The sequence below is a fragment of the Devosia honganensis genome (genome assembly GCF_042648785.1).
In the GTDB taxonomy this organism is placed as follows: domain Bacteria; phylum Pseudomonadota; class Alphaproteobacteria; order Rhizobiales; family Devosiaceae; genus Devosia; species Devosia honganensis.
The window spans coordinates 1-10,360 of record NZ_JBHRYD010000017.1 but is presented as its reverse complement, the minus strand read 5'-3'; the positions used below and the strand labels follow the sequence as shown (position 1 = coordinate 10,360).

The 10,360-nt window shown below is 67.2% G+C and carries 10 protein-coding genes; 3 read left to right on the top strand and 7 right to left on the bottom strand.

Features of this window, described 5'->3' with window-relative positions; all coding sequences use genetic code 11:
* Positions 1 to 213 precede the first annotated feature (213 nt).
* Positions 214 to 1,128 carry an ABC transporter substrate-binding protein gene (locus ACFOOL_RS16250; RefSeq protein ID WP_380098421.1) on the bottom strand — a complete coding sequence of 305 codons (915 nt, stop codon included), beginning with the start codon at positions 1,126 to 1,128 and terminating at the stop codon, positions 214 to 216.
* 96 nt (positions 1,129 to 1,224) lie between these two features.
* Here ACFOOL_RS16250 and ACFOOL_RS16245 point away from each other — a divergent pair, with 96 nt between their 5' ends.
* From ACFOOL_RS16245 to ACFOOL_RS16235, 3 genes are read left to right on the top strand one after another with little or no spacing between them, the layout of a single operon-like run.
* On the top strand, positions 1,225 to 2,247 hold the full coding sequence (locus ACFOOL_RS16245; protein ID WP_380098420.1) for a FecCD family ABC transporter permease: 1,023 nt from the start codon (positions 1,225 to 1,227) through the stop codon (positions 2,245 to 2,247).
* Positions 2,244 to 3,284: a FecCD family ABC transporter permease gene (locus ACFOOL_RS16240; protein WP_380098418.1), complete on the top strand. Its 1,041-nt coding sequence runs from the start codon at positions 2,244 to 2,246 to the stop codon at positions 3,282 to 3,284. Before ACFOOL_RS16245 ends, ACFOOL_RS16240 begins: the two co-directional genes overlap by 4 nt.
* Positions 3,277 to 4,074 carry an ABC transporter ATP-binding protein gene (locus ACFOOL_RS16235; RefSeq protein WP_380098417.1) on the top strand — a complete coding sequence of 266 codons (798 nt, stop codon included), beginning with the start codon at positions 3,277 to 3,279 and terminating at the stop codon, positions 4,072 to 4,074. The genes ACFOOL_RS16240 and ACFOOL_RS16235 overlap by 8 nt, the downstream gene beginning before the upstream one ends.
* A gap of 3 nt (positions 4,075 to 4,077) precedes the next feature.
* Here the strand turns inward: ACFOOL_RS16235 and ACFOOL_RS16230 are convergent, their stop codons facing one another.
* The 6 genes from ACFOOL_RS16230 to ACFOOL_RS16205 form a co-directional block, all read right to left on the bottom strand.
* A complete protein-coding gene (locus tag ACFOOL_RS16230; RefSeq protein WP_380098415.1) occupies positions 4,078 to 4,887 on the bottom strand; it encodes an inositol monophosphatase family protein in 810 nt (269 codons plus the stop codon).
* Entirely contained in the window at positions 4,884 to 5,720 is an 837-nt protein-coding gene (locus ACFOOL_RS16225; protein ID WP_380098414.1) for a glycerophosphodiester phosphodiesterase, read from the bottom strand. Before ACFOOL_RS16225 ends, ACFOOL_RS16230 begins: the two co-directional genes overlap by 4 nt.
* Position 5,721: 1 nt before the next feature.
* Positions 5,722 to 6,759 (bottom strand): ABC transporter ATP-binding protein, encoded by a 1,038-nt coding sequence (locus ACFOOL_RS16220; protein ID WP_380098413.1) that lies wholly within the window; start codon positions 6,757 to 6,759, stop codon positions 5,722 to 5,724.
* A gap of 190 nt (positions 6,760 to 6,949) precedes the next feature.
* Positions 6,950 to 7,774 carry an ABC transporter permease gene (locus tag ACFOOL_RS16215; protein ID WP_380098411.1) on the bottom strand — a complete coding sequence of 275 codons (825 nt, stop codon included), beginning with the start codon at positions 7,772 to 7,774 and terminating at the stop codon, positions 6,950 to 6,952.
* Position 7,775: 1 nt separating this feature from the next.
* Positions 7,776 to 8,663, bottom strand: a complete 888-nt coding sequence (locus ACFOOL_RS16210; protein ID WP_380098410.1) for an ABC transporter permease — start codon at positions 8,661 to 8,663, stop codon at positions 7,776 to 7,778.
* Positions 8,660 to 9,811: an extracellular solute-binding protein gene (locus ACFOOL_RS16205; RefSeq protein WP_380098409.1), complete on the bottom strand. Its 1,152-nt coding sequence runs from the start codon at positions 9,809 to 9,811 to the stop codon at positions 8,660 to 8,662. The genes ACFOOL_RS16210 and ACFOOL_RS16205 overlap by 4 nt, the downstream gene beginning before the upstream one ends.
* Positions 9,812 to 10,360: the final 549 nt, after the last annotated feature.

The window sequence follows — 10,360 nt, the reverse complement described above, 5'->3', positions numbered from 1 at the left end:
GCCGGGATGCGCATCCCGGCTGATGCAAGCAGTAAAGCAAAAATCATCCACACAAGCCCGAGGGAAGCCCGGTGTGGGGGATAAATTGAGCCAAGAGCCCGAAATGAACACTCCCGGCAATGGGGGGAACATGGGAATGGCAGGGGAGAAAACAGCGAACCGCCCCGGCGGGAAGGCCGGGGCGGCGGGAATAGGATGCGACTCGACTTCCGGTCAGCGGGTCGAGGCGAGACCGTAGATGGCTTCGAGGTCGTCGAGCAGCAGATTGGCCGCGATGATGCCGCCGGCGGTGTTCCAGATGGCGTCGGACACTTCATGCACCTTGCCCGCCTTGACCACCGCCAGGTTCTGCCACAGCGGATCGGCCAGCCAGTCGGCGGCCTGGGTGTCGGCCTCGCCATTGCCGGTCTCATAGGTGAAGTAGATCAGCCGATCGCCCTCGAATTCGGGGATGCGCTCCTTGGTGATCTCCTCGGCGAATTCCGGCTTGTCCTGCGCGGCCGGGCGCTTGAAGCCGATTTCATCCAGGATCAGCCCCGAAAAGCTGTCCTTGAAATAGATGCGGGTCTGGCCGGCGATGAAGCGGGCGATGGAGATTTCCTCCTCGAGCGACGCGCCCAGCGCCTCGTGCAACGCCGCGATGCGCGCATCGAACGCGGCCAGCGCCGCCCTGCCCTCCTCGCCCTTGCCCGCCGCCTCGGTATAGAGTTCCATATTGATCTTCCAGTCGCCGCGCAGACGCTCGGAGATCACGGTGGGGGCGATGGCCGAAAGCTGCTCGTAAATGGCCTCGTGCCGCTGCTTGTTGCCCAGGATCAGGTCCGGCTCCAGCGAGACGAGAACCTCCAGGTTCACCGCCGATTCCTCGCCCAGCACCGTGACCTCCGCCATGTCGGCGGCAATGTGGTCGTACCAGGGATCGCCCAGCCAGGAGCGTACGGCGCCCACCGGCGTGACGCCGACCGCCAGGAGGGCCTCGGTGCCCTCATTGGTCAGCACCACGATGCGCTGGGGAGCGTCCGGCACGTCGGTGACGCCCATGGCGTGGGTGATTTCGCGGGCACTGGCCGGCACGGCCAGCAGGCAGGCCAGCAGCGGAGCCAGCAGCAATGTGCGTCGGGACGTCATCGATGCCTCCATAAAACTTGACAGGGTTGTTCAGAAATTGGATGGCTTCATCCAGCAGAATTTAATCTGACTGTCAACATCAACAATGGAGCTGCCGTGGCCGCGATCGCCGCAATCGCCACGCGTGAATCGGGTGCCGCCCTGTCGCGGATGCCGGTCTATCTGGCCCTCGTTTCCGCGCTCTGCCTGGCCATGCTGGCCAGCATGACGCTGGGCTACCGGCTCTATTCGCCGGCCCAGGTCTGGGCGGCGCTGTTCGCCAATGACGGGTCGGAGGCCGCGACGGTCCTGGCCGGCCTGAGGCTGCCGCGGGCACTCATCGCCCCGCTGGTCGGCGCGGCCCTGGGCATGGCGGGCGTCCTGGTCCAGACCCTGGCGCGCAACCGCATCGCCTCGCCCGACACGCTGGGGCTCAATGCCGGCGCCTCGCTGACGGTGGTGCTGGCCACGGTGGTGCTGGGCGTGCAGTCGCTGGTCGGGCTGTCGCTGGCCGCCGCCGCCGGCGCGCTGCTCACCAGCATCGTGGTCTTCGGCGTCGCCGCCGGGGCGGGCGGTCTCTCCCCGCTCAAGATCGTGCTGGTGGGCGTCACCTTCGCCAGCCTCGCCCATGCGGCGGTGGAGGTCATCCTCACCAGCAACGAAGCGCAATTGCAGCAATTGCTGTTCTGGCTTTCGGGCGCCTTCGTCGACCGGCCCATCAGCCTGTTCTTCAACGGCCTGCCGGTGGTCGCGCTCGGCGCGGCGGGCGCCTTCGCCCTGGCTGGCGCGCTCGATGCGCTGCAGGCGGACGACGCCACCGCCGCCGGCCTCGGCGTGCCGCTGGCCGCGGTGCGGGGCGTGGCCTTCGTCGCGGTCGCCCTGCTGACCGGCGCCGCCGTGTCCATGGCCGGGCCGGTGGCCTTTGTTGGCCTGGTGGTGCCCCATATCGCGCGCCGTCTCGTCGGCCTGCGCCATCGCCACCAGCTTTGCGCCGCCGCCCTGGCCGGCGCCATCTATACGACGCTCGCCGATGTTGCCGCGCGTTTCGTCATCTATCCGGTCGAGGCGCCGGTGGGGGCCGTCACCGCCGTGGTCGGGGCGGCGGCGTTGCTGGCACTGCTGATGCGGAGGCTCGCATGACCATATCCGCGCTTTCCCCGGCGCGCCCGGGCCTTTCCGGCGGCGGCGTGGTGCTCGTGGTCGCGGCCGTCTTCGTGCTGCTGTTCCTGGCCGGCATCGGCTTCGGCTCCACCTGGGTGCCGCTGGACACCGTCGCCAACGTGCTGCTCGGCGGCGGCGCGAGGACAGAAAGGCTGGTGGTGCTGCAATTGCGGCTGCCGCGCGTCGCCGCCGCCGCACTGGCCGGCGCCGCCATCGCGCTGGCCGGTTACCTGCTCCAGCGCATCACCCGCAACGAACTGGCCTCGCCCGGCATATTGGGCGTGGTCGATGGCGCCGCGCTGGGGGTGGTGCTGTTCATGGCCATCTTCGCCAACGAGGCCAATGCGCTCACCGTCCCCGTCGCCTTCCAGCCCCTGGCCGCCGCGCTCGGCGCCATCTGCGCCATCGGCCTCGTCTTCCTGCTCTCGGGGCGCCAGGCGTCCTCGGCGATCCGCCTGCTGCTCTTCGGCATCGCCGTGGCCGCCGCCTGCAAGGCCCTCACCACCATCTTCATGCTGGTCGGGCCGGTCTACCAGGCCGCGCAGGCGGCGCGCTGGCTGGCCGGCGCCGTCAACACCGTCAATTGGAGCGAAATCCAGCTCATGCTGGCCGTGCTGGCGCCCACCGCCCTCATCGCCGCCATCGCCGCGCGCCATCTGCCGCCCGCCGACCTCGACGACATCTCCTCGCGCAGCGTCGGGCTCAACCTGCCCGCCTACCGCATCTTCATCTTCTTTCTCGCCGCGCTGCTGACCGCCGGCGCCGTCGCCTTCGTGGGCGGGGTCAGCTTCATCGGGCTGATGGCGCCGCACCTGGCGCGCCTGCTGGTCGGCCGGGCCCGCGCCGCCGGCATGCTGGCCGCGATGCTGCTCGGCGCCATCATCCTGATCGGCGCCGACCTGCTGGTCCGCGTCGCCTTCGCACCCCTGGAGGTGCCCGCCGGCACGCTCACCGCCATCATCGGCGCGCCCTATTTCCTCTATCTGCTCATGCGCAAGGACAAGACCAATGGATGACGCGCCGGCCAGCCGTATCGAGGTGCGGGAGCTGACCCTGGCCTATGGCGGCGACATCGTGCTCGATGCGCTGAACCTGCCGATCCCCAGCGGCCGGATCACCGTGCTGGCCGGCCCCAATGGCTGCGGCAAGTCCACCCTGCTGCGGGCCATCCGGCGCCTGCATGCCCCCCGCTCCGGCCATGTGCTGCTCGATGCCGAGGACATCACCACGCTCAACGGCAAGGCGCTGGGCCGGCGCATCGGCCTGCTGGCCCAGAGCCCCAGCGCCCCCCAGGACATGACGGTGGAGGAGCTGGTACGGCTGGGCCGCTATCCGCATCAGGCCATGCTCCAGCCCTGGAGCCCGCGCGACGACGCCGCGGTGGCCGCCGCCATGGCCGGAACCGGCGTCGAGGCGCTGCGCCGCCGCCCCATCGGCTCGCTCTCGGGCGGCCAGTTGCAGCGCGCCTGGATCGCCATGGTCCTCGCCCAGGAAACCGAAGTCATCTGCCTCGACGAGCCGGTCAACCATCTCGACATGGCCCACCAGCTCGACTGCCTGGAGCTGGTCGCGCGCCTCAATCGCGAGGAGGGCCGCACCATCGTGCTGGTGCTGCACGACCTCAACCTGGCTGCCCGCTATGCCGACCAGCTCGTCTTCGTGCATCGGGGCAAGGTGCATCGGCGCGGCGCGCCCGAGGAGCTGATGACGTCCGAGGGCATTGCCGAAGTCTTCGAGGTGGACGCCGCCATCCTCACCGACCCGGTGCATCAGCGCCCATTCTGCATTCCGCACCGCCGGGTGTAGGCGTCAGGCCGGGTCCTTGCGCGGCACGTCGCGGAGCTGGTCGAGCAGATAGGCGTGGGTGGCCGGGTTGGCGACGATGAGGGCGCCGGTCTTTTCGTAGATTTCCGGGCCGCGCCCCCACCAGTCGGTGACGATGCCGCCGGCCTCCTCGACCAGCAGGATTCCCGCCGCCGTATCCCCGAAGCCGGTTTCCTCGAAATAGCCGGTCAGCCGCCCGCAGGCGACATAGGCGCAGCTATTGGCGGCACTGCCCACGATGCGCACCGCGCCGATGGGCGCGCGGATGGCCCCGAGGCGCTCGTAAGCCCCCGGGAACAAAGACAAATTCGGCGTCGGCAACCCCGTTCCCACCGCCATCAGACCCACATCGGTCGAGCGGCTGACATGGAGGCGCTCGCCATCGAGAAAGGCGCCGCCGCCCTTGATGGCGGTGAACATCTCGTCGGCGACGGGATTGTAAACCAGTCCGCACAGCGTCTCCCGGCCGCGCCGCAGGGCGATGGTGATGGTGTAATGCTGGCCGTAGATGAAATTGGTGGTGCCGTCGATGGGATCGACCAGGAAGCGGTATTCGGGGTCGGTGCCCTCGACCGGATCGAACTCCTCGCCGGTCAGGCTCCAGTCCGGATAGCGCGACAGCAGGCGCCGGCGAATGAGCTGTTCGGATTCGCGGTCGGCATCGGAAACGAAATCGCCCGGCCCCTTGACGCCGATCTCCAGATCGCGGAAATGCTTGAAATGTCCAAGGGTTAGCTCACCCGCCTCGCGAGCGGCAGCGATCATGTCGTCGAGAATCCTGCCATGGTCGGTCATGTGTCGAAGGCCGCGAACAGCCCCTCCGGGTCGTCGGTGGTGATCTGGTCGGCCTTGAGCGCCAGCAGGCGGCCGACCTGTGAAAGGGTCGCGTCGTCGACCTGCCTGATGGTCCAGGCATCGACGCGGCGCCCCGCATCGTGGATGGCCCCGATCATGTCGTAGCCGGCGCGGTCGGCCGCCAGCACGATCTCGTGGTGGAGATAGACGATCTCGGCCTTCGGGGCGGCAGCGAGGGCCTCCCGAGTGAAGCGGCGATAGTCTCCGGTGGCGCGCAAGCGGTCGAGCGAGGGGCCGTAGCAGGGGTCGTAGCCGGTCCGCAGCATCGGTGCGGCCAATGTCAGCACATCGTTAGCATCCGCGTCCCCGCCCGACAGCACCAGATTGGCAAGCAGCGGCCCGACGCTGCTGGCAAAGCCCGCCACCGTCAGGGGATCGAGCGCCGAAGCGTCTTGCTTGAAATCGAGTTGCAGCAGCGCCTCGGGATGGGGCGGCTCGGACCCGAGCAGGGCGCACAGATCCTCGAGCAGCATCACCCGGTCGGGGAGAGGCTCGCCGTCATTGCCGCGCAGCCGCAATTGCCGCAAGGCGGCGGCCCCCGTGTCGCGCACCCGCCCCCGCCCGGTGGTCTCCCGCTCGAGGGTCAGGTCGTGCAGTATGGCAAAGCCGTGATCGGCGTGGACAACCAGATCCACCTCGACGCTCGCCCCCAGCCGCATGGCCTCGACGATGCGGGCGCCGGTAAAGGCCGGGTCGGCGGCCTTGCGCCGGCCCCGATGCCATTTGAGCCTGGTGCGGTGGCCGTCGCGGTCGATATGGAGGGGCGCGTCCATGTCAGCTCCGGTAGATGCGGACATCACCGCGATAGGCGGCGACCGCCTTCGGCGCGAGGGCGACCCGCTGGCCGGACCCGAACAGGTCCGGATGGGACACCATGGATTTGAGCCGCGTGCCGTCCTCGAGATCGAGATCGACGAGGCCGTGGGTGCCGTAATCGGTGACCCGGTGCACCCTGGCCGCGCCGGCGTCGGACGCGGAAAGCTCCAGCGCCTCGGGGCGCACCGCCAGGATAGCCGGCCCGTCCGCGACCGGCAGCTCGACCGCGAGGCCGGCGCGGCGGAAGCGGCCGCCGGACACCTCGCCCTCGATGAGGTTCATGGTGCCGATGAAGCCGGCCACGAACGGGGTCTGGGGCTCGCGATAGACCACGTCGGGCCGGTCGATCTGCTCGGTGCGCCCGTCGCGCATGACCACGATGCGGTCGGCCATGGCCAGCGCCTCGTCCTGCCCGTGGGTGACGAACAGCGTGGTGATGCCGAGGCGCTGCTGGATGTCGCGCACCTCCTCGCGCAGGCGCTCGCGCAGATGCTGGTCGAGGCTGGCAAAGGGCTCGTCGAGCAGCAATATCTTGGGCTCCAGCACCAGCGAGCGCGCCAGCGCCACGCGCTGCTGCTGGCCGCCCGAAAGCTGGCTAACATGGCGGGTGCCATAGCCGCCCAGCCCGACCAGTTCCAGAACGGCTTCGACCTTCTGCTTGATCACGTCCGCCGGCAGGCGCCGCAGCTTCAGGCCGAAGGCGAGGTTCTTGAACACGTTCATATGCGTCCACAGCGCATGGCTCTGGAACACCATGCCGGTGGGGCGCTTTTCGGGCGGCAGATGGGTGATGTCCTCGCCATCGATGGTGATGAGGCCGCCGCTGGGGCGCTCGAACCCGCCCACCATGCGCAGCAGCGTCGACTTGCCCGAGCCCGAGGGGCCGAGCAGGCACACCAGCTCCCCGTCGGCGACCTCGAGCGAGAAGGTATCGACGGCCACGACATTGCCGGAAGCGAAGATCTTGGTGACGTCTGAGATTTGAAGAACGGACATTATCTACTCCCGGTCCAACAGGATCGGTTGGGAATTTTCAGGTGGAAGGCGGTGGGTTTGAGCTGAGCAGCTTTCAAACTCCGGGTCATTCCCGCGAAAGCGGGAATCTCTGCTCCCAAGGTGAAACGGAGATCCCCGCTTTCGCGGGGATGACACCGCGTGTACCAAGACATTCTCGCAGAACCTGCCCTCACGCGCCGAACCCCCGGGCGAAGGCGCCGCCGCCGATGACGCGGCGGGCGAACATCAGGGCGATGAAGGAGGGCACCCAGAGCATGACCGAGAGCACGGCGCCATATTGGATGACCATCTGGTTGTTGATGAAGGAGATCATCAGCACCGGCATGGTGCGGATGCCCGGCGCGCCGATCAGCCAGGCGCCCTCGGTCTCGTAGAAGGTGCCCACGAAGCTGAGCAGCACGGCGGCGGCGATGGTGGGCCCGGCCTGGGGCAGGGTGACCGACCAGAAGACCCGGAACGGTCCCGCCCCGACATCGCGGGCCGCCTCCTCCATGCGCCGGTCCACCGACTGGAAGGCGGCGACCGGAATCCAGATCATGAACAGCAGGGTGCCCACGAGCTGGATCAGCACCACGCCCCAGAAGGTGCCGATGAGATTGAGCTGGAGGAAGATGGCGGCGATGGCGATCAAGAGACCGAATTTGGGAAAGGCGTGGCCGGCCAGGAACGAGAAGAACAGCGCGGTGCGGCCGGGAAAGTCCATGCGCGCGAAGGCATAGGCCGCCGGCAGGCAGATCGCCGCCGAGAGCAGGGTAACCACGGTGGACAATTGCAGGCTGAGGAACAGCGCTCCCCACACGTCCGGCCGGCTCAGCGTCTGGTTCCAGAACCTGAGGCCGAATTGCTGCGGCACGACATTGGGGTAGCGCCAGACCTCGGTGAAGGCCCAGGTGCCCACCACCAGCAGCGGCACCACCACGGCGAGCGACAGCAGCACCGCAAAGACGATGCCGGTCCAGTCGAGGCGGGGACGGGAAGGCGCGAGAACGGTCATGTCACTTTCCCTGACTGCGTGCGACCGAGCGCACATAGAAAAGGCCGAAGGCGATGCAGAAGCCGAAGGTGATGACCGCCTGGGTGATGGCGTTGAGCGGATCGTTCACCTCGCGGAAGGTGCGGTTCATGAACGGTCCCATCATCTCGGGCGAGGCGGGGCCCAGCAGATAGGGCAGGGTGAAGGCGGAGAAAATGCCCAGCACCGCGAAGGAGATGGCCACCAGCACCGAATTGGAGATGCGCGGCAGGATGATGTGCCAAAACACCTGCAAACGGCTGGCGCCGACGTCGCGCGCCGCCTCGATGGCCGCATTGGCGACATTGCCCAGGCCTGCCAGGAGAATCAGCACGGTCAGCGGAATATTGTCCCAGACGAGGCCGATCACCGGCCCCCAGGGAGTGAGATAGGGCGTCCTGATCTTGGGCAGGCCCACCGAATTGAGCAGGATGTCGACCATGCCGTTGGGCCCCAGCACGCGGATGAAGGCATAGGCCAGGATGATCGAGGGCACGAACATGGGAAAGATCGCCATGGCCTGCACATAGGCCGGCAGGCGGCCGGCCGAAAAGCGCAGATAGAGCGCGATGGGCAGGCAGATCGCCAGCAGCAGCAGCGCGCACATGCCGGTGGTCCACAAGGTCACCAGCAGATTGTTGATGCTGTACTGGTCGGAAAAGAAGAAGACGTAGCTGGAGAGGTTGAAGCCGGGCACGCCCTCGGCATCGGGCCGCCAGATGGTGCGGCCGATGGCGCTGAAAATGGGCCAGATGATGAGCCAGGCCATCAGCAATACCGGGATGGCGACGAGCAGGAGGCCGGTTGGCCTCCTGCTGTCACCCGTGGTTTCGATGAGCGGGCGGGCCGCTCCTTCAGACAGTTCGGTCACGAGTCGCGATCGACGTTGGGCGCGACATTGCGATACCAGCCGTCATTGATGGCCGCTTCCCAGGCCCCGCTCGGGAAGGTGGGGATGGACTGGGGCACGATATCGGCAAAGCGCTCGCGCAGTTCGGGCGCGATATAATCCCAGCTCACGCCGGGGAAGCCCCCGAGTTCGGTGAGGATGGCGCTCTGGATTTCCTCCGAGAGGATGAAATCGGCCAGCTTGAGCGCGGCATCGCGGTTGACGCCGTTCTCCAGCACGATGGAACGGGTGAAGCCGCCCACCAGTGCCAGATCCTGGAGCTGCACCAGGCCCGTGGTCTCGGGCAGCACGCCCTGGTCGATGGCCTGCAGGATCTGGTCGGACCACACCGGGGTCATGGTGACCACGCCTTGGGCCAGCAACTGGATGGACTGGGTATTGCCCGAGGAATAGGCGCCGTTGTCGTAGAGCGAGGGCGCGATGTCCTTGAGCAGTTCCCAGGCCTTGCCCAGCGCTTCGTCGCCGAATTCCTGGGTGTAGTTGTCCACGGTGAACAGGGACGGATCCAGCCCGTTGGCCTGATGGATGGCGCGGCGCACGAAATTGCCGCCCGAGCCGCCCTTGTCGGGACGGTTATAGACGAATTCACCGGGATTGGCCTTGATCCAGGCCACCAGCTCGTCCCAGGTCTTGGGCGCGTCGGCCGGATCGAGCTTGGTGGTGTCATAGGCCAGCAGCACCTGGCTGCCGCGATAGGGCAGGCTGTAGTCGCTATCGAAGGCCAGCGGATTGACCTTGGAATAGTTGGAAAGGCCGGCTTCCTTCATGTTCACATAGATGCCGGCGTCGATGGCGTCCAAGGGAAGCTGGGCATTGCCGGATTCGAAGAAGTCGGCCTGCGGGTCGGCGCCGGTCTGCTTGGCGGCAATGGCGCGCTCGCCGATGGCGATGATGCCGGCGCCGTCGCCGGCGTCCACCAGGTTGATGGTGATTCCCGGATTGGCCGCCTCGAAGGCGGGCTTAACGGTGTTGGACCAGAAGTCGAAGATATTGCTGTCCGAGCTGGTGTACCAGTCGATGACGCCTTCGGCGGCAAAGGACATGCGGGGCAGTAGGGCCATGCCGGCCACGGTGCCGGCGGCCGAAATCATGAAGTCACGACGTTTCATTGTTCAGTCTCCCATCCTGGCGGCCAAAGGACCACCGCGCTTCTCATGCCGGTCGCGGAGGCGGTGTCGCGACCGGGTCGCTGCTGGCGAGCCCGGACCGGCGCCGGCTCGCCCACCTCATGGGCCTCCCCCTCGGTGCAATGACCTGCGGCAGGGTCGCCCAATCTCTGTCGGGTCTTGCCATGCCGCCGCTGTCACGCGACCATAGACAACACCGTTTGCCGATTGCACACAAGTGCATTCGCCGACAAATCGCCCGCCTTGTTAATCGGGGCAGGTAACGCTTTGATGACAATGCGCCGATTGCGCACGTGTGCAACGGGCTGGGACGAGATGTGCAAGGGCTCCGCCCGTTCCCCGGGAAGAGAGGGAGAAGCGGCGTGGGAGGCGGCTTGCCGGGACGAGCACCCTTCCCCATCGTCACCACCGGGCTCGTCCCGGTGGTCCATGCGATGCCGCGGCGGAGTGGATTGCCGGGATAAATGTAAAGCCCGGAGACATTCCTGACAGGTGTTCGGAGAGATGCCTGACAGTCAGTTCTGGGTATTG

Bases quoted from the DNA above. Each gene is read 5' to 3' on its own strand.
- ACFOOL_RS16215 (WP_380098411.1), bottom strand. From the start codon at position 7,774: ATGACCGTTCTCGCGCCTTCCCGTCCCCGCCTCGACTGGACCGGCATC.
- ACFOOL_RS16230 (WP_380098415.1), bottom strand. From the start codon at position 4,887: ATGACCGACCATGGCAGGATTCTCGACGACATGATCGCTGCCGCTCGC.
- ACFOOL_RS16250 (WP_380098421.1), bottom strand. From the start codon at position 1,128: ATGACGTCCCGACGCACATTGCTGCTGGCTCCGCTGCTGGCCTGCCTG.
- ACFOOL_RS16235 (WP_380098417.1), top strand. From the start codon at position 3,277: ATGGATGACGCGCCGGCCAGCCGTATCGAGGTGCGGGAGCTGACCCTG.
- ACFOOL_RS16225 (WP_380098414.1), bottom strand. From the start codon at position 5,720: ATGGACGCGCCCCTCCATATCGACCGCGACGGCCACCGCACCAGGCTC.
- ACFOOL_RS16240 (WP_380098418.1), top strand. From the start codon at position 2,244: ATGACCATATCCGCGCTTTCCCCGGCGCGCCCGGGCCTTTCCGGCGGC.
- ACFOOL_RS16220 (WP_380098413.1), bottom strand. From the start codon at position 6,759: ATGTCCGTTCTTCAAATCTCAGACGTCACCAAGATCTTCGCTTCCGGC.
- ACFOOL_RS16205 (WP_380098409.1), bottom strand. From the start codon at position 9,811: ATGAAACGTCGTGACTTCATGATTTCGGCCGCCGGCACCGTGGCCGGC.